Annotated in this window: 23 protein-coding genes; 14 read left to right on the forward strand and 9 right to left on the reverse strand. The window is 36.0% G+C overall.

The window, feature by feature from the left end; all coding sequences use genetic code 11:
* Positions 1 to 2: 2 nt before the first annotated feature.
* Positions 3 to 692, forward strand: a complete 690-nt coding sequence (locus tag A8143_RS12835) for a lycopene cyclase domain-containing protein (RefSeq protein WP_070138315.1) — start codon at positions 3 to 5, stop codon at positions 690 to 692.
* A 3-nt stretch (positions 693 to 695) separates the two neighbouring features.
* On the opposite strand, the gene A8143_RS12840 is transcribed toward A8143_RS12835, so the two are convergent.
* Complete coding sequence (locus A8143_RS12840; RefSeq protein ID WP_070138316.1) at positions 696 to 2189, reverse strand: dihydrolipoyl dehydrogenase family protein; 1494 nt, start codon at positions 2187 to 2189, stop codon at positions 696 to 698.
* Between the two features lie 43 nt (positions 2190 to 2232).
* On the opposite strand from A8143_RS12840, the gene A8143_RS12845 reads away from it, so the two are divergent.
* Both A8143_RS12845 and A8143_RS12850 read left to right on the forward strand, forming a co-directional pair.
* Positions 2233 to 2745 carry a YkgJ family cysteine cluster protein gene (locus A8143_RS12845; RefSeq protein WP_070138317.1) on the forward strand — a complete coding sequence of 171 codons (513 nt, stop codon included), beginning with the start codon at positions 2233 to 2235 and terminating at the stop codon, positions 2743 to 2745.
* A 151-nt stretch (positions 2746 to 2896) separates the two neighbouring features.
* Positions 2897 to 3481, forward strand: coding sequence for a SiaB family protein kinase (locus tag A8143_RS12850; protein ID WP_139134352.1), 585 nt, complete (start codon positions 2897 to 2899; stop codon positions 3479 to 3481).
* A 55-nt stretch (positions 3482 to 3536) separates the two neighbouring features.
* Here the strand turns inward: A8143_RS12850 and bshA are convergent, their stop codons facing one another.
* Positions 3537 to 4685: an N-acetyl-alpha-D-glucosaminyl L-malate synthase BshA gene (gene bshA, locus A8143_RS12855; RefSeq protein WP_070138319.1), complete on the reverse strand. Its 1149-nt coding sequence runs from the start codon at positions 4683 to 4685 to the stop codon at positions 3537 to 3539.
* 125 nt (positions 4686 to 4810) lie between these two features.
* Positions 4811 to 7768, reverse strand: a complete 2958-nt coding sequence (locus tag A8143_RS12860) for a glycoside hydrolase family 3 N-terminal domain-containing protein (RefSeq protein WP_070138320.1) — start codon at positions 7766 to 7768, stop codon at positions 4811 to 4813.
* 251 nt (positions 7769 to 8019) lie between these two features.
* Here A8143_RS12860 and A8143_RS12865 point away from each other — a divergent pair, with 251 nt between their 5' ends.
* From A8143_RS12865 to A8143_RS12895, 7 genes are all read left to right on the forward strand, one after another.
* A complete protein-coding gene (locus tag A8143_RS12865; RefSeq protein ID WP_070138321.1) occupies positions 8020 to 8364 on the forward strand; it encodes a hypothetical protein in 345 nt (114 codons plus the stop codon).
* A gap of 4 nt (positions 8365 to 8368) precedes the next feature.
* On the forward strand, positions 8369 to 10237 hold the full coding sequence (mutL, locus tag A8143_RS12870; protein ID WP_070138322.1) for a DNA mismatch repair endonuclease MutL: 1869 nt from the start codon (positions 8369 to 8371) through the stop codon (positions 10235 to 10237).
* Positions 10237 to 10962: a rhomboid family intramembrane serine protease gene (locus A8143_RS12875; RefSeq protein WP_083261375.1), complete on the forward strand. Its 726-nt coding sequence runs from the start codon at positions 10237 to 10239 to the stop codon at positions 10960 to 10962. Before mutL ends, A8143_RS12875 begins: the two co-directional genes overlap by 1 nt.
* Positions 10963 to 10964: 2 nt before the next feature.
* Entirely contained in the window at positions 10965 to 11876 is a 912-nt protein-coding gene (locus tag A8143_RS12880) for a rhomboid family intramembrane serine protease (RefSeq protein WP_070138324.1), read from the forward strand.
* Positions 11877 to 12986 carry an endonuclease/exonuclease/phosphatase family protein gene (locus A8143_RS12885; protein ID WP_070138325.1) on the forward strand — a complete coding sequence of 370 codons (1110 nt, stop codon included), beginning with the start codon at positions 11877 to 11879 and terminating at the stop codon, positions 12984 to 12986.
* A gap of 112 nt (positions 12987 to 13098) precedes the next feature.
* On the forward strand, positions 13099 to 14169 hold the full coding sequence (locus A8143_RS12890; RefSeq protein WP_070138326.1) for an RHS repeat domain-containing protein: 1071 nt from the start codon (positions 13099 to 13101) through the stop codon (positions 14167 to 14169).
* Positions 14159 to 14632: a hypothetical protein gene (locus A8143_RS12895; protein WP_070138327.1), complete on the forward strand. Its 474-nt coding sequence runs from the start codon at positions 14159 to 14161 to the stop codon at positions 14630 to 14632. The genes A8143_RS12890 and A8143_RS12895 overlap by 11 nt, the downstream gene beginning before the upstream one ends.
* 672 nt (positions 14633 to 15304) lie before the next feature.
* On the opposite strand, the gene A8143_RS12900 is transcribed toward A8143_RS12895, so the two are convergent.
* Genes A8143_RS12900 through A8143_RS12910 form a run of 3 tightly spaced genes read right to left on the reverse strand, consistent with a single transcriptional unit; the run spans position 15305 to position 16150 of the window.
* Positions 15305 to 15601, reverse strand: a complete 297-nt coding sequence (locus A8143_RS12900) for a type II toxin-antitoxin system RelE/ParE family toxin (RefSeq protein ID WP_070138328.1) — start codon at positions 15599 to 15601, stop codon at positions 15305 to 15307.
* Positions 15591 to 15806, reverse strand: a complete 216-nt coding sequence (locus A8143_RS12905; RefSeq protein WP_070138329.1) for an addiction module protein — start codon at positions 15804 to 15806, stop codon at positions 15591 to 15593. Before A8143_RS12905 ends, A8143_RS12900 begins: the two co-directional genes overlap by 11 nt.
* Positions 15803 to 16150, reverse strand: a complete 348-nt coding sequence (locus A8143_RS12910) for a helix-turn-helix domain-containing protein (protein ID WP_070138330.1) — start codon at positions 16148 to 16150, stop codon at positions 15803 to 15805. The genes A8143_RS12905 and A8143_RS12910 overlap by 4 nt, the downstream gene beginning before the upstream one ends.
* A gap of 377 nt (positions 16151 to 16527) precedes the next feature.
* Here A8143_RS12910 and A8143_RS12915 point away from each other — a divergent pair, with 377 nt between their 5' ends.
* Positions 16528 to 17871, forward strand: coding sequence for an RHS repeat-associated core domain-containing protein (locus A8143_RS12915; RefSeq protein ID WP_070138331.1), 1344 nt, complete (start codon positions 16528 to 16530; stop codon positions 17869 to 17871).
* Positions 17872 to 18474 carry a hypothetical protein gene (locus A8143_RS12920; protein ID WP_070138332.1) on the forward strand — a complete coding sequence of 201 codons (603 nt, stop codon included), beginning with the start codon at positions 17872 to 17874 and terminating at the stop codon, positions 18472 to 18474. It begins immediately after the preceding gene.
* 309 nt (positions 18475 to 18783) lie between these two features.
* Here the strand turns inward: A8143_RS12920 and A8143_RS12925 are convergent, their stop codons facing one another.
* From A8143_RS12925 to A8143_RS12940, 3 genes are all read right to left on the reverse strand, one after another.
* Positions 18784 to 19737 (reverse strand): Fic family protein, encoded by a 954-nt coding sequence (locus A8143_RS12925; protein ID WP_070138333.1) that lies wholly within the window; start codon positions 19735 to 19737, stop codon positions 18784 to 18786.
* A 768-nt stretch (positions 19738 to 20505) separates the two neighbouring features.
* Positions 20506 to 21144 carry a T9SS type A sorting domain-containing protein gene (locus A8143_RS12930; protein ID WP_070138334.1) on the reverse strand — a complete coding sequence of 213 codons (639 nt, stop codon included), beginning with the start codon at positions 21142 to 21144 and terminating at the stop codon, positions 20506 to 20508.
* A 240-nt stretch (positions 21145 to 21384) separates the two neighbouring features.
* Positions 21385 to 22017: a hypothetical protein gene (locus tag A8143_RS12940; protein ID WP_070138336.1), complete on the reverse strand. Its 633-nt coding sequence runs from the start codon at positions 22015 to 22017 to the stop codon at positions 21385 to 21387.
* 147 nt (positions 22018 to 22164) lie between these two features.
* On the opposite strand from A8143_RS12940, the gene A8143_RS12945 reads away from it, so the two are divergent.
* Entirely contained in the window at positions 22165 to 23217 is a 1053-nt protein-coding gene (locus A8143_RS12945; protein ID WP_070138337.1) for a serine hydrolase domain-containing protein, read from the forward strand.
* Positions 23218 to 23489: 272 nt separating this feature from the next.
* Positions 23490 to 25655 (forward strand): SprB repeat-containing protein (locus tag A8143_RS12950; RefSeq protein ID WP_175437542.1); only part of this gene is annotated, 2166 nt, incomplete at its 3' end.

The following is a 25655-nucleotide window of genomic DNA, read 5'->3' on the forward strand; positions in this document are numbered from 1 at the left end:
TTATGAAGTCATTATACATACTGCTCGATTTTTTGACAATCATTTTCCCAGTTTTATTAAGTTTTGATAAAAAAGTAGCTTTCTATAAAAGTTGGAAACACGTGTTTTTGGCACTGTTAATAATTGGCATACCTTTTATTCTTTGGGATGTTATTTTTACAGCTATGGGTGTATGGTGGTTCAACGATCAATACCTAATTGGATTATCTATTTTTAATCTTCCAATTGAAGAAATTTTATTCTTTTTAGTAGTCCCATTCTCATGTACCTTTATTTATCAATGCTTGAAGGATTATTTTCCTAAAGTTAAATTACTTGGATTTAATCGATTGATTTATGCATTAGTTGTGATTTACGCTTTGTTTGTGATGATAATGGGCTGGGGTGGAGCTTATTCATTAGTTGTTGGGATGATTACGCTTTTAACAGTTTACTTTTTGCAAAAAAAAGAGCGCGAATTGAAGCATTTGCCTTTGGCGTTTATCGTTTCTTTATTGCCTTTTTTTATCGTAAACGGCGTGCTAACTGGTTCGGGTATAGAACAACCAATAGTGTATTATAATGATTTAGAGAACGCCGGTAGAAGATTGGTGACAATTCCAATAGAGGATGTCATTTACGCATTTATTCTAATCGGAGGGAATATCGCTACGTACGAGTGGTTAGTTCGTAAGCAAATAAAGAATTCATAAAAGCTACAATCGTTGCAAAGGTGTTTTAACACCATCCACCAAACTGTAACAGGCTAATTTGTCTTTAAATACTGAAGATTTAAATACGGAGCGATTCATAAGCATTCTAACACACTCTTGCACACCTTCGACAATAGAGGGATGCGGATGCACAAGTTCGGCTAATTCAGCAATACCTCGATCCATCTTTATTAAAAGAGCAACTGCTTCGATGGCGCTTGACGCGTGTTCTCCAACTGCGCGCATGCCTAATATCTTCATGTCGTCATCGTTGGTTACAATGATTTTAAAAAATCCTTGAGTTTTTCGCATCGCAATTGCTCTTGCCATCACGGAAAAATCAAGCTTTACAACACGACATGGGATGTTCTGCTCAATGCACTGCTTTTCGTTCATGCCAACTGCAGCCACCTCTGGCTCTAAAAACATAATGGTGCATACATTGTCATACGATAATGGATTGATGTCTTTATCAAACATTCGCTCAACAGCATGACGCCCTTCGATTTCCCCCACATTAACCAAAGCAATTCGCCCAGAAATATCACCTGCGGCATAAATGTTAGGGATATTAGTTTGCGTATTGTTATCGCCAATATATCGACCTTGAGGTCCTAATTTAACGCCAACCTCCTCCAGTCCAATATTGTCAAAATTGGCCACTCTACCAACAGATAATAATGCTTTTTCAACGCGAATAACTTCTCGTTCTCCATCACTTTCTATTTCATATTCTACTTCACCATCAACAACCTCCATACGGACGAGTTGAGCTTTATGGTGGACAGTAACTCCTCTTTTTTCCAAATTATTTGCAACTGTTTTAGAAATGTCATTGTCTTCAAATGGCAAAATTTGGTCGGCCCGATCAATGATATATACTTTTGTTTTTCCAAAATTGGAGAAGATAGTTGCATATTCACATCCAATAACCCCAGCACCAACTATTACCATGCTTTTTGGGTAATCTTCAATTAAGTCTATGCCATCACTCGTTAAAATAGCTTTTTCATCCACCGTAATATTGGGTAATGTTCTTGGCCGACTTCCAGTGGCAATCAAAATATTATCTGCTTCAATTTCTGTTGTATCCCCATTCTCTTTTTGAATGGAAACACAATTTTTTGACACCAATTTTCCATACCCACGACGGTAACTAAAAAGTTCTCCCGCCATATTTTTTAAAAGCTTGATGTGGCATGAGTACTGGAATTTTCGTTCAAATATTGCCTCTTCTAGCGTCTTTTTGACTTCCGCCCATGAAATTTCATAGGGCTTTCTGCCAAGCGATATAATTGTTTCATTGACATTTTTTACCCGTTGTGAAAGCTCCCATAATGTTTTTGAGCTTAATGCACCATGATAGACACCTGCACCTCCCACACGTTTTTTTTCAATTAAACACACTTTTTTACCATAGTCTATCGCCCGCATCGCTGCAGCATAACCAGCTGGACCACCTCCGATAACAATAAGGTCATACCTTGTATTACTCATGCACTTCTATAATTTAATAGTGAAATATAATAATTATAATTAAATGAATTTTGCGACTTTTGTAATTGTGGATCATGAATTGAAAAAAATACTTGAAAAAAGCCAGTCGCAAGAGAAGGAAAATCGTTTGTTTCTAAGAAAATTGAGAAAAGGGAATAAGAAACAAATTGATACTCGTTTCCATAATTTACATGAAGAAACGTTTAAAAAAACAGATTGTTTGGATTGTGCCAATTGTTGTAAGACGACGAGTCCAATTTTTAGAGATCAAGACATAAAAAAGTTGTCCAAATTGTTTAAAATGAAGGAACAGTCATTCATTCAAGAATATTTAAAAATTGATGAAGACGATGATTATGTGCTCCAATCTTCACCATGTCCATTTTTATTAGATGATAATAAATGCTTTGTTTATGATGTGCGTCCGCAAGCATGCCGTGAATATCCTCACACAGATCGTAAAAACATGCACCAGATTTTAACCTTGACCTATAAAAATACGCTTGTTTGTCCAGCTGTTGCGACAATTGTCGAAAACTTAAAGAATTCTCATTAAAAAAATCTTCCTTTAAAGCCTTGTTTTTACTACGAATTGAAGTATTTCTTCGATTAATCCACAATTAACAGTTATTAAATTTTATCAACATTTTTTTATAATAGTTAAATATTGTTTATCTTTCCATTATGAATCAAGCCCATTGTAACTCATGATGTTACATCGAAATAACTTAGTTGAAAAATGTAATGCTCAATTCCAAAAAATTTTTGGGGATTACAACATCCAAGCGGATGGTAAAATATTAGTGTCGCACTTTGGTGAGTTTTCTCAGGATTTGGTGAATTCTTTGACGACGAATATTGAGGAGATGATGATTGAGTCGGGGGATAAAAAAGCAACCGTAAAAAGAATGTTTAGCATTTTAGTCGAAGGTCTTCAAAATGCTCGCATTCATGGCGAAAAAGACAGTGATGGGAATCAAGTCTCATTTTTAATTGTTTTACAGAACGAAGATGATTACCGATTCACTTTTGGAAATTTAGTTAAGGCGAAAAATATCGGCTATTTAACTAAAAAAATTGACGATTTAAATGGAATGAATCGTGCAGAAATTAAGGCGATATACATGGATACATTGTCCAACGGTATAATGTCAAAAAAAGGTGGTGCAGGTCTAGGTTATATTACAATGGCTTTAAAATCAAATAACAAAATTGATTATGAGGTTCTTGAGCTGTCTGATGATTTGATGTTTTTCACACAATCAATCCAAATTGAGCGTTTAAAAGCTTGATTTACTCGGCATTTAATACAAGCACATTTAAATTCTAACTTTAAAAATTATCGTGCTAACTTTGTACAGTTTTCTGTTCTACAAGTCGATTGTAAATGGCTTCATATTTTGGTAGAATCTCTTCAATTCCAAAATTTAACGAGTGTTGATAAGCTTGCTCTTTAAATTTAGCCAGCGTAGCATCATCACTTAGAATTTTTAGCGCATTTTCGGCCATTTCGTCAATGTCACCCACGTCACTCAGATAACCAGAATAACCTTGCTTGTTCACCTCAGGAATTCCACCACTTTTACTCGAAATAACAGGAACACCAGAAGCTAAAGCCTCAAGTGCAGCAAGTCCGAAACTTTCTGTTTCTGATGGGAGCATAAATAAATCACTGATCCGGTAAATTTCAGATGCTGTCTGAACATTTCCAACTAATTCAACTTTGTCACAAACTCCTAACTCCGTACAAAGTTGTTCAATTTTATGGCGTTCAGGTCCATCTCCAGCTAAAACAAGACGTGCAGGAATTTTTTCAATTACTTTGGCAAAAACTCGCACAATATCACCGATTCGCTTTACACGCCTAAAGTTTGAAACATGACTGATTATTCGTTCACCATTTGGAGCCAATTGTTTTCGTTTAGCGATATCGTATTCGTTTAGTTCGCCATTATAATGTGAATGTTTGACGAAGTTCGGAATCACTTCAATTTGATTTGATATAGCAAAATGTTGAAAAGTGTCTCGTTTTAAACTCTCAGAGACTACTGTTACCGCATCGGACTCATTAATACTGAAGGTAATAACAGGTTCAAAAGATGGGTGTTTACCAACTAATGTAATATCGGTGCCATGTAAAGTAGTGATGAATGGTATATCGATATTATGTGTTTTTAGTATTTGTTTGGCAAAATAAGCTGCAGAAGCATGCGGAATGGCATAATGTACATGTAAGACATCTAAGTTTTCATATCGAGTAACATCTACTAGTTTGCTAGTTAACGCAAGTTCGTATGGTTGATAATCAAAAAGCGGATAGTGAAAGGGCCGAACTTCATGATAGCGAATGTTGGGTAAAAAATGATCCAATTTAACAGGATGGTTGTAGGAAATAAAATGAATTTCATGTCCTTTTTCAGCTAAAGCCTTACCAAGTTCTGTTGCAACAATCCCACTACCTCCAAAAGTAGGGTATAGCACAATTCCAATTTTCATTAATGTCTATTTTTAATTGTGCTTATTGACGTAAAAATATCTAAGCACTTACAAATCTTATCTAACTGGGGCAAATTTACAAATCCAATTGCTCATACGCTCTAATTTTAACAAGTAAATATGAATTAAAAATCTGCAGCGCGGTATAGGGCATCTTGAATTCTTGTTCTGATATCTTCTTTTGTGATTAACCAATTATTGGCGTCAGGGTAGACACGATTACTAAGGAAAACATATACAATTTCCTTTTCAGGATCGGCCCAAGTTAATGTTCCAGTAAAACCAGAGTGTCCAAAACTACTCAACGAAACTTTATCGCATGTTGGTCCACCATCCAATGATCGAACAGGTTTGTCAAATCCTGCACCACGTCGATTTCTTGGACAATATTGACAGCTTGTAAATTCTTCAATTGTTTGTGGACTTAGAAAAGTATGAACACCATACTGCCCATTATTGATTAACATATACATGAGCGTACCTAAATCCAACGCATTCGAGAATAAACCAGCGTGTCCGCCAACTCCCCCCTGAAGGGCTGCGCCCGGATCGTGAACATTGCCCCAAACCAGTTGTTTTCTAAATATCTTATCGTTTTCTGTTGGTGTAATTTGTGCTTTCTCAAATTTGTAAAGTGGACGATAGGTTGTGTAACGCAAGTTCATCGGTTCATAAAAATTTCGGTACACGTATTCATCCAGCGTTAAACCCGTGGCATCTTCAATAATCCGTTTGAAAAAATAATATCCTAAATCAGAGTATTTATATCTTTTGCGGATTAAGGCTCGCTCTGTAATCGTTCTTAAAATAGTCGTATCATAGTTTGCGGGAATAAAAAGTTGATCGGCAACCTTTGCCGGTGTTCTTGCTGTAGAATCTTTACTGTAAAATTCCCAATCTAATTCCTTGTCAACGAGTGTTTCGGTGTAAAAAGGAATCCAAGGAAAAAGTCCTGCTTGGTGGGCGAGCATTTCACGTAAGACCATATTCTGATAAGGTGTAGAGTCTACCAATTCGGGAAGGTAGGTTGATAAGGTGCTGTCTAAATGAATAACACCTTCGTGCTGTAATCGAATGAGCGAAATGGTAGTCGCGGCTATTTTTGTGATGGATGCTAAATCATAAATATCATTATTTTTAACAGGTCTTTCCTTTTCGTAAGTGTGATATCCAAAAGACTTATTGTAAAAAACCTGACCTTGTTTAATACCAACTATTTGACAACCTGGAAACGCTCCTTTTCGAATCCCTTCCAAGGCGATTTTATCTATTTCGGCTAACGAATCGCTTGAAATGTCAATCTCCTCGGGTAGGACATGTGCCAAGCGAATACTTTTTTTATATTCTAAACCGAATCCTTGCGGAAAGGAAGGTGAAATGGACACAGGAAGCTTACCTTTTGGCGTTATTCCTCCAAATAAAGTTTGAGCCGCTGCTATTTGGGTATAGTCATTGTCTTGATAGGCAATTAGAAAAGCCTTTGTTGCATCAATATTACCAAAACCATCAACTACATACGGGTTTCCGAATAAAACTGTTATAACTTCCTGCTGTTCACTTAATAAATTATGAATGGCAATGGCCTGTTTCGTTATTCCAAAATTTCTTTTAGGATTATTATTGGTGCGGTGAAACCCAAGAATAATTCGATCATATTTTTCACAATGTTCAAATAGGTTTTTCTCATCATTTGCGGAGAGCGATCGGGGTATTTTTAAAACATCAAAATCAGCATAAAGTCGCATTGTTTTTTCAAATGAATTATCACTTGTTCCACCAAAATTCAGGTACAATGTTTTTTGGGGGTTGATACTTGAAAACGGTAGAATGGAATCATGATTTTGGATCAAGGTGATGGCAGCTTTGTTTAACTGATGATTGAGCGCTTCGTACTTGGTTTTATTTAAGTCGGCAATTAATTTTTCAGTGTCAATAGGTTGATAGGAATTAAGGTGAGCCCATTCCTTTGCACGAAGTATTTTCAAACATCTCTCGTCAATTTCTTCTTGACTGATTTGGCCATTGGCTATTGCCGATTTAATCGCATTAATTCCAGTTGGTACAGCCTCCGGAAACAATAAAACATCGTTCCCTGCTAATATTGCTTTTACGTCAATTTCACCAGCTTGGTAATATGCCGAAACCCCTTTCATGTTTAGTGCGTCTGTGAATACTAAGCCCTCAAAGCCCAGACTATCTTTTAACAAATCAGTGACAATTTTTTTTGACAAAGTGGAGGCTTGATTTTTTGTGGGATCTAAACTCGGAATTGACAAATGAGCGACCATCATACTTGCAAGTCCCTGATCAGTTAATTTTTTAAAGGGGTAAAGCTCAAGGCTGTCAAGTCGCTTATAATCATGAAGTATTGTAGGTAAAGATTTATGGGAATCCATATCGGTGTCACCGTGCCCAGGAAAATGCTTTCCACAAGCAAGAATATTTAAATCCTGCATTCCCTTCATATATGCTAAACCAAGTTGAGTGACTTTTTCTTTATTTTCTCCAAAAGAACGATTGTTAATTACTGGGTTAGCCGGATTATTATTTACATCAATCACAGGAGCAAAGTTGATGTGAATTCCCATCCGCTTACATTGTTCTGCAATGTCTTTCCCCATACGGTAAACGAGGTTTTCATCTTGTATTGCTCCAAGTAACATTTGTCTCGGGTATTTAACTGTAGAATCTAATCTCATTGATAAGCCCCACTCACCATCTATAGCAATAAATAAAGGTGTTTTTGAGAGTGATTGATATTGATTTGTTAGTTGTGCTTGTTTTATTGGACTTCCTTTAAAGAAAATCAATCCTCCTATTTTATAATCTTTAACGAGGGTTTTTATGGATTCAACATGATTTTGATCTTTACTCGAGTAGGCGGCAACCATGAATAATTGTGCTATCCTTTCTTCAGGCGATAAACTATGAAAAACCGAATCGGCCCATGTTCCGTCAACTGATAAAAAATCAGGTTTTTTAACTGAAACTGAAATATTGTCAGTTCCTGTTTGCGGAAAAGAGATATTAGCAATTAAAAAGATGCAAACTGCTGTAAGTAGGACGTGTAGGTCTTTTTTCATAGTCTTTTGAATTCCTGTTTTTTTGTCGAATGGACGAAAGTATAAATTTGTTCATGCATAAATCTTGCCATGGCACCAATTTTGTCCACAATTTAACGTGCATTACACAACTTGTTGCGAAGAAGGATAAACCGTGAACATTTCGATTAACAAGGCAGATTTTAACCGAATTTTGAAGTTAATCTCATTATATTTGTAGTGCAAATACGTTTTATTATTCGCAGTAATTAAAACGATTAATTGATTGAGATATGGATTGGAACAGGCTGTCAATATTTAAATTACCAAACCGACATAAAAGGTTTGATTATACCCCGCGTTACTACGATCCTAGAAAAGAGGCACTAAAAGAAAAAGTTAAACGTGCGGAAATGGAAAATGGGGTAGATGAAGATGGGACTTATGCGAGAGAAGTGAAGTTTAAAGCTGATATGGCAGAACGATGGGGAAATTCCGAGTTCCGAACGCAATCATTTCGATCAAATATTCGACTGATAATTATTTTAGCGATAGTTGTTCTGGCTTTTTATTATTTGTTTATTGGGTTAGATGTAGCTGGAGTTGCGATTGATGAAAATATAGATAAATTGAAATAAGTGCATGTCTGAAATAATAAAACTACTTCCAGATCATATAGCGAACCAAATTGCCGCTGGTGAAGTCGTACAACGACCCGCTTCGGTAGTTAAAGAATTGATTGAAAATGCCATTGATGCAGGTGCTTCTCGCATCAACTTAATTGCTAAAGACGGTGGGAGAACATTGGTTCAAGTTGTTGATAATGGTTCTGGAATGACACCGATTGACGCTCGAATGGCTTTTGAACGACACGCAACAAGTAAAATAGCCAATGCGGACGACCTTTTTTTATTGCATACAAAAGGGTTTAGAGGTGAAGCGCTAGCATCAATTGCAGCGATAGCTCATGTGTGTATGAAAACCAAAACACATGATGCTGAACTGGGAACGGAAATAATAAACGAAGGTTCAAAAATTGTTTCTCAAGAACCTGTTATGACGCCGAATGGGACGAGTATTGCTGTAAAAAACTTATTTTTTAATGTACCTGCTCGTCGAAATTTTTTAGGAAAAAATACAACGGAATATCGGAAAATCGTAGAGGAATTTTTACGAATTGCCTTAGTACATCCTGGAATAGAAATGTCTTTTCATCACAATGATGATGAAATATATAATTTGCCCGAACAAGGACTTCGCCAACGGATTGTGCAAATTTACGGGGCAAAGTTTAATCAGCGACTTGTGCCAGTTAACGAAGAGACCGATATTATAAAAATAACCGGGTTTGTAGTGAAGCCCGAATATGCCAAAGCATCGCGCGATCAATCGTATTTTTTCGTAAATAATCGTTATTTCAAAGACCGATATTTTAATCATGCCGTAGCAAATGCCTATGAAGGACTAATCGCTTCTGGAAAATATCCGCCTTACTTTCTCTATTTCGATGTTCCTACGAAATCTATTGATGTTAATGTCCATCCGACAAAAACGGAGATTAAATTCGAAGAAAATCAAGCCATTTATGCGATTATAAGAAGTGCGGTTAAACAAGCTTTAGGACAGTTTAATATTGCTCCATCTCTTGATTTTGATCAGGAAGTGAGTTTTAATATTCCTGCACTTAAAAAAGGTGAATCGGTTAGAATTCCTGAAATACAGGTAGATCCGACATTTAACCCTTTTGAAACAACTAAAAAATCCAATCCTTCAAAAGGAAGCGCTATTAGTGCTGGAGGGTTTTCGGGTAAAAAAGAGGTTGACCCATCGGTTTGGGAGAATTTTTATCAATCCGCGAAAAGTACAGCGTTAGAGTCGTATGAAGATGAAGTAGAAGAGAAGGTACAAGTAGAAACTGTCTCTTCTTCCATGAATGATGAGTTGGAGGTAAAGCGAAAAAAGCCGACTCAAATCAATGATAAGTATATTCTTACGTCCATCAAAAATGGCTTTCTTTTAATAGATCAGTTTCGCGCACATTGCCGAATTTTGTTTGATCAACTCATGGATGATATAGGAAAATCAGGGGTTGAATCTCAAAAACTTTTATTTACTGAAGAAATTGAAATTGACAAGACGGAAGTTTCGAGTTGGAAAGATTTAATTCCTGAACTTAATCATGCGGGATTTGAATTGGAACTAAATCAACAAAAAATTGTAATTCATGCCGTACCAGTACGACTAGAAGAACAAAACCCTCAACGTACATTGGTTGATATTTTTGAGAATTACCAAGAAAATCAACAAAAAAACGACCTCAATATGGAGGCAAGTATAGCTTTGTCAATGGCAAGTGCAATGGCGATTAAAGGAGGAAAAAAATTAACTGCCGATGAAATGGAATATTTAACAGACGCATTATTTGCTTCTACTTCACCTCAATTATCACCTCATGGTAAAAAAATTATTGAAACATTTACTATTGAGGAAATTACTAAAAGATTTAATTAATGCTACAGAGTATTTTTAGAAATATGCAGCCGGTTGTAAAAAACCTCCTCATTATTAATGTGCTATTTTTTTTGGCAACCGCCGTTTTTCAGAATCAAGGAATAGATTTAGGTCGAATTTTAGGACTTTATTATATTGGGTCATCCCATTTTGAACCTTATCAGTTAGCCACGCATTTTTTTATGCATGATGGTTTTAGACATATTTTATTTAATATGTTTGGATTAGTGGTATTTGGTAATATGTTGGAGAGGGTCTGGGGTCCTCAACGATTTTTAATTTTTTATTTCGTAACCGCAATTGGCGCAGCGTTGCTGCATCAGTTTATTATGGGATTGGAGTTTTATGAAGTGACCGGTAGTTTTTTTCCAGAAGTGGAACAATTGTTCGAATTAAGAAACGGGGCTGTTTACGGTGATCCGAATAAAGGACATTTGGTTGATTCATTTTTGAATATGAAAACGCCAATGGTAGGTGCTTCAGGGGCTATTTTTGGATTGTTGGCCGGTGTTGCCTTGTATTTTCCAAATCAAGAAGTTTTGCTTTATTTTGCTATTCGAATGAAGTTAAAATGGGTAGCTTTAGGAGCTGCGGCAATTGAATTGTACGCAATTGTTCAAGACAATCCATTGGATACAGTTGCTCACTTCGCTCACTTAGGAGGTGCATTGTTTGGATTTATTCTGATAAAAACTTGGCAAAGAAATCGTTCTAATTTTTATTGATTATGCAAAACGAGAGTATTACAGCGTATTTAAAAAGAATTATTCGCCAGTCAGGATTGGTAGGTAAACTAATTTTTATCAATTTGGTAGTTTTCCTATTCATCCTTCTCATTCGCCTTATAGGCCATTTATTTGTGGATGAAGCTTTATTTGGTAATGTACTTTCGTATTTAATTGCAAGTTCTGTTCCTTCAGAAATTATCTTTAGGCCTTGGACGATTGTCACCTACCAATTTACTCATTTTGAGCTAATGCACCTATTGTTAAATATGCTGGTGCTATTTTTTACAGCTCGCATTTTTGTTCATTTTTTTGGAGAACGACGGCTATTGTCAACCTATGTTTTAGGAGGAATTTTTGGTTATTTAATTCATAGCGCAGCATATTTCGTTTTTCCCTTGTTAAAAGCTGATGGACCTTCTGTAATTCTAGGTGCATCGGCCTCGGTAATGGCCGTATTTTTTGCAGCAGCAGTTCATCAACCCAGTTTTCAGGTAAAACTTTTTGGAGTTTTTTCAATGCCACTAATTGCCATAGCAGGAATTTTTTTGTTAAGTGATTTAATGGGCGTTGGAAGTAGCGGAGGGGGTGTTGCACATTTTGCCCATTTAGGTGGTGCTTTGTTCGGAGCAATTTCAGTAATTAAAGCACATTCAGCAGGGAATATAATGAATAGGGTAGATCGTATAATTGCTCGCATAAAGCTCCCAAAAATAACCTTTAAACGAGAACCTAAGTTAAGGGTGCATACAGGCGAATCAGCGACTTCAAAAATGAGCGACGAAGATTACAACGCAGCAAGGAATAAACGTCAGGAGCGGGTTGATGCTATACTCGAAAAAATATCCAAAAAAGGATATGAGGGACTTACTAAAGAAGAAAAAGACATTCTCTTTAAAGAGAGCAAACGATAAATGGAAACAGTGCAAGATGTAAGAAAAACTTCGGTTATTTTACGTTTATTCTTTTTTTTGAATATTCTTAATTCTTTGGCATTAATAGGAGCGTATCTTGCTACACACATCTCACCAAACAAACTCTATTATTTTGCTTTTTTCGGATTGTCTTATCCTATTTGGTTATCCATTGAACTACTTTTTATTGTTTTTTGGCTGTTTTTTAAGCGCAAGTTTATTTGGTTAAGTTTATTAACTATCCTTCTAGGAATTAATCATCTTAAAGATTTTTACGCGATTAATTTATCGCAAACTACCTTAAAATCTAAAGTTAAGTTCCTGTCCTATAATGTGCATATTTTTAATTTATATGACCTCGAGAATCGTATAGAAAAACGGGATCAAATTTTTAATTTTTTGAAAACTGAGGATGCAGGCGTTTACTGTTTTCAAGAATTTTATCATCAGGATGGTCATTCAAATTTTGAAACGAAGAATAAGCTGATTGATTTGTTGAAGACGCCTTATTATCACGAACGATATACGCATGAAATGACTGGTAAACAGTATTTCGGGGTGGCAACATTTTCAAAATATCCAATAATTAATAAAGGTGAAATACCTTTTGAAAATGATCCTAATAATTTTTGCATTTATTCGGATATAGTGACCGATCTTGATACCATTCGTGTATTTAACGCGCACATAGGCTCTATTCGATTTCAGCCAGATGATTATCGTTTTTTTGAAGATAATGATATGGAGGGCTTGAAGGAGAATAATGAGGCGGGCAAACGAATTCTGAGGATTCTGAAAATTGGATTCGAAAAAAGAACCCCTCAAGCATTAAAAATAGCCGAAGAGATTAAAAAATCACCCCATCCAGTAGTGCTTTGCGGTGATCTTAATGATACACCTGTCTCATATTGTTATCGTCAGTTTAATAGTTTGCTGAATGATGCTTTTGTCCAAGCAGGCAATGGGATCGGAACAACCTATGTTGGTGTCGTTCCCTCCAACCGAATCGATTATATTTTTTATGACGAAAGATTTGAATCCGCAAATTTTAAAACACATGCAATAAAGTCTTCCGATCACGAACCCATTTCTTGCGAAATCGGAAATTAAGGGTAAATCCACAGCCTCCAACCTAACCAATTGAATCACATTGCAAACTTGTGAGACACACTTCTACTTCCATGTTAATCAAACTGTAATGTTTATATTTAGCCAAATGAGGATGAATTCTAAATTTCATGGCTATTCAGAACCGGGAGCAGGACCGCTTGAAGGCGGCATTGTGGATTATTATGTGGCAGATGTTGTAAGCCAGAGTGATTATTATCCGTTTGGGATGATGATGCCGAATAGGAATGAAGATGCAGGGGACCAGTATAGGTATGGATTTAACGGCATGGAAGATGATGAGGAAGTGATGGATGCTAATGGGCAAAGTTACGATTTTGGAGCTCGATTTTATAATCCGAGAGTGGGGAGATGGTTGAGTAGGGATCCTTTGGAGGCAAAATACCCATCAACAGCAAGTTATATCTTTGGAGCAAATAATCCGGTGATTTTTATGGATTTTAATGGGAAAGATTGGATTCTTACAACTGTAGTAAATAACTTCACAAAGGAACCAGAGACTATCCATGATCTTGCAAATGCTTCGTATTTAATTCAAGTTGGAGCAAAATGGAATAAAGAAACTATGCAAATGGATATAGAAGTTTTTGTAAATGTAAATAGGAATACTGTATTGGCCGAGATCGACCATGGAGAAGGAGCCGCAATTATGTCAGCTGATGGTGATATAGCTGAACAAGTTTTGGATCATGAAGAAGCACACGTCAATCAGTACTACGAGGCTGTACTTAACGCTTCTATGGAGGTGAAGGTAAAGGATAATGATGGTAACATTGTAAATATTAAAGGCGACGCAAATACCGTTATTAATGAGTTGGTTACGCACTTTCAGAAGAAAACCACCGACCTTGAAAATGCACTTAATACCAAAATGCAAAATGGGGATCTTTCAGTTGAAGAAGCTCAAGACTTTTTCGATATGAAAAAAGCTCGTTTTGATGAAATTTTAAATAATAAAATAGAAGGAGTTTTAAGCTCGGTCTCAGGGTCTGTTTATAACGAATTTGACAAAAGTAAAAAAACAGATCAAGAGATTCAGGAGATTGAAAATGATGCAAATAACAGAGCTATAAAGAAGCGAAAAGCAGAAGGGAAAAGTTCCGAAGTTTTAGAAGGTAAGAAAAAGGTTATTTATAAAGGAAAGGAGTTGAAAAATGCAGGATAAACGATTAATATTTACGATTTCTCTCGGTTTAATTTTATTTATGACGTCTTGCGATTCTGCAGATGTTATAGATTCAAACAACGAAAACTCCTTTTTTGATCAAGTTCATAGTAGCGAACACAAAAGGGATGTCAATATAATTGTAGAGGAATCGATTAACTATGCGAATAAATTCCAAAAAGGAGGACTAATTCCAAAGACCTTCTATGATTATGAATTAGACTTAAGTTATGGTTATGGCGCAAATTATCAAGAAGATATATCTTATAGAAAAGTGATTTTTGCTGGGATTAATAATTTGAAATTTCTCGATACGCTTACAAGAGATACGTCAGTTTTGTTGTTTAAAGTTGTTGATACTTTAAATAGGAATATTTCTCATATGCCATATTGGAATATTTCCACACATGAGATGGCTCGAAATAGAAAAAAGGAAGTTAAGGCATTCAAAAAAAACCACTGAAGAATAAATTTGTTATAAATCAAGGGTAAATAAACAACCAGTGAGCCTAAGGCCGATAGGTTGCCCTTGCTTAATAAAAATTTCTTCGCCCTCGCTTCTGTTATGCTCACCAAGCGGTTCGTCGGGTTGGGGCGCACAAATCCGACACTAAAAATCTGCCAACTGTAAACAGCACTGCCAGCTCCACCCCGTAAGTACGGGGTTCCCACTGTCAGGTCCTCCTCACATTCGCACGCTTCGAGCCAAGCCGGTAGTTTGGCACTTCGCTTTTTTTGGTTCGCGGTTAGACGTGTCCTAGACGCACTTTTCCACTCAATCGGCGTGGCGCTGCCTAGGACAATTTTTTGCTGGCGAACTTTGTCACCAGAAAAAAATCGTCGATTTTTTATATCACTTACCAGTGCTTAAAAAAACAGGATTTAATCACGTTTAAGACATTAACGCCATTATTTTGACATAGCATAAGTCTATGGCAAAATAATGGCTTAGGCCGTCCGCTTGCCGATTGAAAGCGAAATACTCCGCTACTGGGAAGTACTGGTGTGTTGGAATAGGAAAAACATCAGTCCTAGGCTGACAGTGATGGACTTAGCCGAGACCGCACCGCCAGCGCATTGAGGCTAAAGCCTGACAAAGTGGCCGCGGAGGAATGCCTATTTTCCTGTGTGGGGTTTATGATCTATCTTTCCAGTTCTTCGGATTCTTTGAGGTATGAAAAATCCCGACAATTACAATCGTATCATTTTCAAAAACAAAATGAATACCATAGGGAAATTTTTTGAGAAATGCGATTCTTACGTTGCTATAACGTACTTGAATTTTCTTAGGGTTTTTAATCAGATATTTTTTAACCGCTCTAACCTCTTTTAAAAAAGCTTTTGCGAGTTCAGTTTTGGTTTCGATATAATACTTAATCGCTTTTTCAACATCTTTATCAGCGATTGGAGAGGTGATGAGCTTATAAGCCATATTTTTTCTCTAAATCGTCCATAGCTTTATCAAAATCAATTCCTGAATCCGGATTTTCTTTTAAATGTTTTAATCGTTTAGTCACTTCTTCCTGTTGCCATAATGGTACGTTGAAATTATCCTGGGCTTTCAATCCAAGTTTTTTAAGTAATTCCATAACGAAATCGAATTGCCCATCAGGTATGTCTACTGTTACTTGTTTCATGATGCGTATGATTGTCTGGTTTTAAAATCACGGATATAAGTATCCACTAAGTCAAATAGTGTTTTACGCTTTTGATCATCCATACTCTGTATGTCCAAAATGCGTTGCAAGGTTTGCTTATCTAGCTTTGCGTTTTGACCTTCTCCGACAAGGTAATCTAAAGTTACGGCAAAAGCATCAGCTATTTTAATAATCATCTCTATTGAAGGTAGGTTTTCATTTCGCTCATACTTACCAATAATTTCGCGAGATGCTCCTATGTTTTTTGCAAGATCCCCTTGAGACCATTTTTTTTCTTTTCTCAAAGAACTTATTTTATTGCCAATGTCTAATATATTACCCATTTACGTCAATGATTACAGTGATTATACAAATATAAGATAACTTTATTACATAAAAAAGAAACTCGCCACGCTGGATATTCATCAGTCGTTGGTCGGACACATTCTGCACTTGCTTACTCAAACTAAAAATATAACTATTTTAGTAAATATTCAATAGCAATTAATAACAGTCTATTCCAAACCTAATCTTGAGGATATTTATCGTCTTTTTCGATCAAAGTTGCTCCGCATGTAGCTGCGTTGCAGCGGTTGTCAAACGTTTCCTAAATTTCACTTCTCGTATAGATGCAATTTATGGAGGTTGAACGCAAATTACTTATTTATTCTTATTTTTATATAATAGAAGCAGAGACGCCCACAGGGTTAGCCAAAATGAAATGTCGGATAAAGGCAATGTCATGAGCACCTATACGTTAACAGATAACGAAACAGAAACATACAAAGAACTGACTTTGACAGAACGAAGTATTTATGGTAGTAGTAGATTAGGACTTGAAAGCCCAGAATTAATGGTGCTTGCAAGTTACGATCCTGAATTTGATTTAGAAGATATGACTTATAACCAAGTTATAGGTGATAAGATGTATGAATTATCCAACCACTTAGGAAACGTTTTACAGGTGGTGACTGACAGGAAGTTACAAGTTCAACTGCCAGATTCAGAACCGGGAGCAGAACCACTTGAAGGTGGCGTTGTGGATTATTATATTGCAGATGTGGTATCTCAAAGTGATTATTATCCGTTTGGGATGATGTTGCCGAATCGTAATGACAACACACCTGAATACCGCTATGGCTTTAATGGCATGGAAAAGGATGATGAAGTTAAAGAAATTGCTGGAAGTGAGTATACAACTGAATACAGGCAATATGATCCTAGAATTGGAAGATGGACTTCTTTAGATCCACACATGAGTCGATATCCTAATCAATCACCTTATGTTGCTTATAATAATAATCCTATTTACTTTATTGATCCAAATGGTGCAGATGGTATCGCAACAGTAGACAAAGAGAATAAGACTATAACAGTAAAACAGAAGTTTTACTATGACACTAGTGATCCTAATATGAAAAGTCAAGCAATTATTGAAGACAGAACATTTACTTCAGGATATTTTGCAGGAGAAACTTTCAAAGCTGAAGTAACCAAAATGGCTGAATCAGGTTTTGAAAAAAAGGATTGGATTATTACAGATGATGATGGAGTTGAGTGGACTGTTAGTTTTGATATTGGGTTTATTGGTTTAGAGACTATGGAAGATGTTGATAAAGCTCTAGCGGATGATCCAACTGCTAATAAGTTAGTATATGATCCAACTCTCGCTAATGCTGGTGAGTGGAGAATGAAAACTACAGCTAATGGAGGAGCAAGAGAATTAGCTCTTGGAGCTGGAAGAAGACAGGATCAAGACGGAACCACAGCAATACATGAAGGAGGACATGGTCTAGGCTTGCCTCATTCAAATGAAATTGCTGGTAGTCCTCTATATGGTAAGGGGAATGGTCTTGGTCTTGATGATGGTGTATATGGTATTATGAGTTATGCTAAACAGAGGGAGGTAAAAGATTACGAGGTAGCTTTTATTGTTCAAGGGGCAATCAATTTGGCAAATTCCGTTAATGATAATGTAGTAAAAGTTCACATAACTGGGTTCGTAGATAAGCGAACAGAAAAATTTAAAGAATACCCAAGTACTCACGATAGAATAATTGAATAAATGAAAAGAATATTAGGATTGTTAGGGCTAGCTTTTTGCTTAATCTGTTGTGTTAATTCAGATAGAATAAAGCCCTCTTTTGTTAAATTAAAAGATTCTTGTCTTATATACGAATTAGAACATTATGAGAATGGGTTTTTTTATATAAAATCGAAGAAAATTGTTGTAGGTAGTGATACAATAATATTTATTTCTAATAGAGGAGCTACGGGTAATATTATTAGAAATAACGAATATCTTGAAGAAGAATTAGGCAGTGACTCTTTGTATTTTCAAGACGATTTATTGTTGAGTATAACTAATCATGGGCTAAATGATCTTGAAAAAGAACTTTATCATTATGTTGATGATAATAGTATCGTATCAAAACACCTTTATCGTAATAAAAATAAAAAATTAAATATTATTGCTGAATTTACGGGTGAAGTAATTTTGTTGGATAACTATCATTATGATTTGACAAATCCAGAATATCCCGATTCTATTTTAGAGAGTGTAAATAATTTGTGCATTTTCAACGAGTTAACAAAAATAGATCAATTTAAAAGAACTAGTAATTTTGAGTCATTAAGTGATACTGTGAATTTGATATTTCTTGAATAAGGTCTTCCTCAAGCCCTGCTGATGAATAAAAAATCAAACTCCAATCCGTTCTCCCGTATGTACGGGATCGGGTTGGTTTTTTAGTTTTTAATTGCCCACCCTTGTGTTTTGCTCATCCGCAGCTTTCATTATTTTTTCTTGCTAGCGGACTTAAACGGCATTTTAAAGGAGAAAATTAAAAATGCCTTCCATCACTCAAAAAAACAAACCGGGTAATATGCCAAATGGAGCTTTTGATAAAAACGAAATTTAATGTTCTGAAAAATAACACATTATATAGTTGAGTTCATTAAAAGTTGTTGTGCCCTGTTATTTTAAACGATAGATTGTTTTGTTTTTTTCTCCTATTTTTTCAAATAAATTTAACTCAGCTCCTTTTTTTAAATCTCTACTTGCAGTTGCTGATGAAATGTCTTTAAAAATATCCATATAATCTTTTCTTGTAAATTCTGTTTTATTTAATGAAATATAATATTCTAATCTATCTTTTTCATTTAACGTCCGATTATTAAAATCTAATAGTTGACTTATTGAAATGTCAATTACATTAAGCATATATTCAATAAACTTAGTTGATTTTCTAGATTTATCACTTTCAGCCAAAGCTTTGTAATATTTTTCCTGCTCATTACTAATTAAAGTTTCAAAAGGTAAAAATTCAAATATTGGATATTTTTCCATTAAAATTAAAGTTTGCCATAATCTTCCCATTCTACCATTTCCATCCAAAAACGGATGTATAAATTCCATTTCGTAATGAAAAACACAACTTTTAATTAACTCAATTTCATCAGACTTTTTCAAATATTCAAAAAGGTCTTTCATTAAATTTGGCACATTTTCAAATGGTGGTGCTAAATGCTCAACTTTAGAGCCTTTTACAATTCCGACACTTTGATTTCTATATTTTCCAGAATTTTCGATTAAACCTTCCATTAAGTACTGGTGTGCTTTTAAAAAAGATTTTTCGTTAGACGGATTGTAATCTTCTAAATTTTCATAGATTTTGATTGCATTTAAAACTTCAATAACATCTTTTTTAGGTCCAATAACTCTTTTGTTTTCAAGAAGTGCTGTTATTTGTTCCTCTGTAAGTGTGTTTCCTTCTATTTTTAACGAAGAATGAATAGTTTTGATTCTATTCTGTTTTCTCAATTTAGGTGAAGGTCTGTTTAATAAATTAGCATTTACTTCTCCTATTTTCTCTGAAATAGAAGTTATTAATTTTAAAATAGAAGATGTTATTTCGTAAGGTGGTTTCATCTTTGATACTATCATTTGATACTATCAAAGATACAATCATTTAAACTGAATTATGTTATGAAACGGATTTTTTTAATTGGACACAAAGGTATAAAACAACTAAATGCCTTAGGGTTGGCATTCGATCAATGAGTAGGTTATTAGGTTATTCCAAACGAACAATTATTCGAAGGGTTTTATGCCTGGCGGAGCAGAGCAGGTTACAACTAATTCTAGGACAAGGTATTCGGATTAACGGGTAATGTATCAAAAATGGCTAATGTTCCAAAATTGCTGATTTGAATTTTTCAAATTGTAATAAATTGATTTTAAAAGTAATAGCGGCATTAAGAAATGAAATAATAATGAAGGTGTTCTTTTGGGACCTCTTTTTTAATGGTTTAAAATGGCCTTAAAAGCAATAAGTTCGTTCTTAGTGTTTCAAAATGGTTGATGAAAAATGAACTGTAAAAATACAGTTGCAAATTAACAAAACCGGTTTTTGAAGAAGTTAAATCTCCCCACCCCCGGTAGCAGCGGCAGCTTGCCGCACTGATTGGCATAGCCAACCCAACAACTGACAGTGACCAACGGAAACTGGAAAGGTGGGGTTGGTTGGACTTGCCGAACAGTAGGCAACTATAGCGAATGACGGGATAAGGTGGCCTAGAAATTATTAAAATAAGCAGGGTAGACTGATTGGTTGATTATGTTTGCTGTTTGGATAATCTTGAAAAATAAACAGCCTTTCTGTGAATAGAAAGGCTGTTAAATTGAGGGTTTCTGTGATTATTCTTTTATGATTTTTTGTTGAATAACAGCATTATTGGTATAAATATGTATGAGATAAATTCCTGCGGAAAATGAGGTTAAATTGATGGTGGTTGCTGTGCTTTTTAACAGGCTCTCTCCGGAAAGGTTGAGAACTTCGACATATTGAATTTTTTCAGTGGATTTTAGTTGAATTTGTCCATTTGTTGGATTTGGAAATAAACTGATTTGAAGTGGTGCTAAATGGTCTTTTCCTAAATCATCAACTATACTGCTTTCGTAACAACCTAAATCGATTATTCCGCCTTGAATTCTTACCGCTCCGCTTAGATCGGTTAATGGAATAAAGTCGATTACCGCCTCTGTATTACCCACATTTATAGCGGGTGAATCATCTGATAATGTATAGTTCATTGCTGCGGGGTTAACGAATAATGCATCTTCTTTAAAGAGGTTGATTGCACTTGTGTAACGCAAACCGGTTGTGTCTTGAAATAAACTATGATCGATATTGACATCCATATCGTCAGTTGTGTTATCTACATCTTCCCATCCAACTTGGAAATTGTTTGCTGCATTATCATTCTCGTTAAAAATACAGTTTCTGAATGTCACTTCTGCTGTTCCGCCGGCATTTCTTCGGTAGATTGGTAGCATGGTATGTAATGCGCCAGTGCCAGCGTTGGTATTGTTTGCCCAAGTGCAGTTATTGAATTGTATATCGAGGTTGCCGCCATCTTCAGCAAGAAGTACGCCACCGTGTCCAGACCAACCAACAGAGAAGTCGGGGTTGTCAAATATTTCATTATTATCAAATAAACAATTCAGGAATGAAACTGTGAGGTTGTTTCCTTTCGTATTACATTCAAAAGGAGCACCAGATGTTGAACGATTGTTTTAGAATCGACAATTTTCAAAAATTATATTCAGGTCGGCTACATATTCGCCCGTTATATAGACGCCTGCTCCTGATCGAGCTCTATTATTTCTGACAGTACAATTACGGAAATGAACGTCTCCCGGGCTGTAACCTAATAATATACCACCACCTGCATAGTTTTGTAAAAAGCCCACATTCTTGGAGTTTCCTCCTTCAATTACAATTCCGTCAATTAAAGAATAGGTCATAGGAAAATCTTCTTCTAAGGGACCGTACAATACGGTGTTCATATTGTCGGACTCATCCCCATCAACACCTATTTCCCCGGAGAATACGGTTTCATGATTCAACCAGTCCCGGTCGTCAATGCTTTCTTCTGTTCCTGTAAAACCTCCATATATTTTAACAGAATCAGTAAACCATGCAAAAGCACTAGTTTCTGTGGCACCAGTAATTTTGTAGATTCCCTCTGCCATCCAAATTTCGCTTCCGTGAGCCAAAACATCTTCAATCATTTCAAAAGATGTAAAGGCGTTTTCCCAAGAGGTTCCATCGTTCGTACCAGTTGCATCCTGATCAATGTAAATAGGACTTTGACTAAAAAGTTGCATGCTAACCCCACATGCGGCAATTAAAAAAGTTTTCTTCATCGGTTTTGTTTTTCTATTTCAAAGAAATTTCTTTTCAACAACAGTTTCAAAAGTGATTAAAGAAATGCATGTATGGATTTAATAATTGCATGGCTTCAGTAGGTTTTAGATTAAAATTTTTATTTTGTAGGGCTAAATCGAACCCAGATGTTATTACGTACATTATTTTTTACTGCCTTTGTTATATCGAACGCATTATTCGGTCAGGTCAATCAAGATTCTGTTTTCAAATTAGTTGAATCCAAAACAAACGCAATGCCTGATGGGGTAAGGGTTTCAATTGCAATTTTGAAAGATGGGTTGCCCTCATATTATGGGTTTTATAGAAATAAGGGAAGGATAGAGGTGAAAGAGCTATCGGATGCTTATTTTGAGATTGGTTCGATAACAAAGACTTTTACGACAACGTTACTTGCCGAAATGGTGCTTAGCAATAAAATAAAGATTAATGATGATATTCACCGCGTTTTTCCGTTCAAATTTAATAAACGCACCAAAGTAAGTTATCTTGCCCTTGCTAATCATACGGCGGGCTTACCAAGACTTTCTGAGAATATTACACCGTGTTTGTTAAAGAACCCTGAGAATCCATATTCCGAATTTACCAATGCGTTAATGGATGAATACCTCATGAATGAATTCAAGGTTAAAAGGAAACAAAAGTATTTGTATTCCAATTTAGGGATGAGTCTATTATCGTATGCCATAGAACGATCGCAAAATGAAGATTTTGAAGAATTATTAAGGAAGTTTGTTTTAGAAAAATATGGTCTTGAAGCAATTGGCTATGATCTTAAAACCACTTATCCAGGAATTGGTGCAGACGGTAAAGAAGTTGCCAATTGGACTTTTCAAACCTACAAGGGAGCCGGAGGTTTGGTTGCAAGTTGTGCTGATTTGGTAAAATACATTTTAGCTCACTTTAACGATGAGAATAAAGCCTTGGCTTTAACACGTGAACAAACTTTTTTAATAAACCAAGGAATGGCTTTGGGCCTTGGTTGGCATATTCTTCGACCGAATGATGAACAAGAAAAAACGTTCTGGCATAATGGCGGTACTGGTGGTTTTACATCTTCTTTGGGATTTAAGACGGCCAATCAAACTGGGGTTGTTGTGTTAACGAATTTATCAGCTGCGCACAGTGAAAGGGCAGAGGTGGATAATATCTGTTTCGAACTATTGGATTTGATAAAATAAAAACAATATCACCTTATAATTGACAAAATATCACAAAAAACACACAACTAGTAGCTTTTATAACGGGTTATAGTTTTATTTATTTGAAATGTTTTTAATAGGTTGATTTTCCTGTGGTTACTGTTTTTACTAGCCTTTCGCGGTTCTTTTTGGATGTCTCACCGATTGGCTTTATGTTGTTCGTCGAAATTACTAACAATTTCGTCTTTTAAAAAGCGGTATTTATCTATAGTTGTGTGAGTTTCGTATTTTTGCATAAAAAAAAACCTACTATGATGCAGATTATACGTTTTTGTTTTGGAATCGCCATAATTACTGTGGCTTCTTTGATTCATAACGATGCAAGTGCTTCGATTTTAAATGTACCATTTCACACAGCGAATGTTGATTTTGAGTCGGTTGAATGTGTAAATGTTACGGATGCAGGAGAAATTGGATTTAATCAAACAAATGTCGGCGCTTTTATACCTGAAACAATAAGTAGTCTTTCTCCAGCAACAGGTGGAATTGGACCGGTGGAATATGTTTGGATAAAACGAACACCAGATGTGTTTTCATGGACCTTAATTCCTGGGGCCAACGAAGAAGAATATTCTCCGGGATTAATTACGGAAACTACTATATTCAGAAGATGTGCTAGAAATGTTGGTTGCGAAGATTTCGAGGGAGTGTCAAATGATATTACGATTACGATAACTGAACCAGATCCACTTGATGTAGATGAATTCAATGACTGTAGTGTTGATGGAGGAATTGAGTATGATGTTCAGATTGAAGGAATGGAAGATTATATCGATCCTTGCATGACAGTAGAAGATACGAGCGGTATGCTAAGCATGTATGTAGAAGTATGGCTTCAGAACACCGATTGTGGATGGCACATATTGCCAAGTTCAATTGAAATTGAAGTTGATGGCACTGTTTATACGGCACCTGGTGTAATCGCTGAACAAACATCGCCTGGTGGATCAATTGAAAAAATTTACCGTGTTTTGGTTCCAGGTGTTTCTGAGTCGATTTGTGTGGTCGACGCCGGTTATTGCGATATATTGAGTACCGCCTTGTATATTAAACGACTTTCTGATGAAAACTCTTCCTCTTCTTTCAAAACGTTTAATCGGGAATTACATTATACGCATTCTGCATGGGGAACAGATGATTGTGTTACAGATATTCTTTTAGTAGGAGAAAGTTTAATAAGTCGAGATATAGATCTTTATATTCCAATTCACGAAAAAGATGATGTCAGAACTGTACGTATTGATGTCGAAGTTACAAACGATGAAGGGATTGTGGTTGCAACTTATTCAGAATCATTTACTGAACAAAATGCTGGAAATGAAGCTTCCTTATATGCGATTACTGTTCCTGATGTTCCTGGTGATGGTACAAATATAGAATTAACTGTTTGTTCACCCCACGGATCTGGTGATTCTTTTGGTGTGGGAGCGGTTGCATTGACTACAGCTGGTGGTTGTGTAACGTGCGAAATGGCGGAAATAAAATTCATAAAATCTAATCCAACTTGCGAAGAGATAGATGGTGGAGCGATTACAGCGTCCATTTTAGATGGAACTGCACCTTTTACTTATTTATGGTCGGATGGTCAAACTACACAAACAGCAGTCGGTTTAAGTGCAGGGACATACACAGTAACCGTTACGGATGCTAACGGTTGTGTGATGGAAGGTTCCAAAACACTGTCTGCTCCACCGTGCTGTAATGTGACAAATGCTGGAGAAATTGGAGATAATCAAGAGAATTGTGGTCCATTTGATCCTGATTTATTATTCAGTATTGAACCTGCAAGTGGTGGTATAGGACCAGTGGAATATCAGTGGATAAAAAGTGATACGCTCACAATTCCTTATGAGGATGACCCATATTGGTCACCAATTCCAGGTGCTAATGGACCAACTTATGATCCTGGAGTAATTACTGAATCAACTTATTTTGTTCGATGTGCAAGAAATGAAGGGTGTGATTTTTTTGCGGGAGAATCAAATACAATAAGCATAATTGTTCATCCTGAATATGAACTAACGGTAGCCGAAGAGCATGTCGTTTGTAAAGGTAGTTCAACTGGGAGTGCTACAGTTTCTGTGCTAGGTGGCACCGCGCCTTATACTTATTTATGGTCGAATGGTGAAACAGCAGCTACAGCCGCAGATTTAACAGCAGGAGTTTATACCGTAACTGTTACTGACGCAAATGGATGCGAATCTACTGCTGAAGTTGAAATTACTGAACCAGCAGCAGCCTTAACCAGTTCAATTACAGCAGAATCAATCGCCTGTTTTGGAGGAACAAGTTCAGCAACTGTATCTGCAGTAGGCGGCACCGCACCTTATACTTATTTATGGTCGAATGGTGAAACAGCAGCCACAGCCACAGATTTAACAGCAGGAGTTTATACTGTAACCGTTACTGATGCAAAC

This window comes from Crocinitomix algicola, from assembly GCF_001661595.2.
Classification (GTDB): Bacteria; Bacteroidota; Bacteroidia; order Flavobacteriales_D; family Crocinitomicaceae; genus Crocinitomix; species Crocinitomix algicola.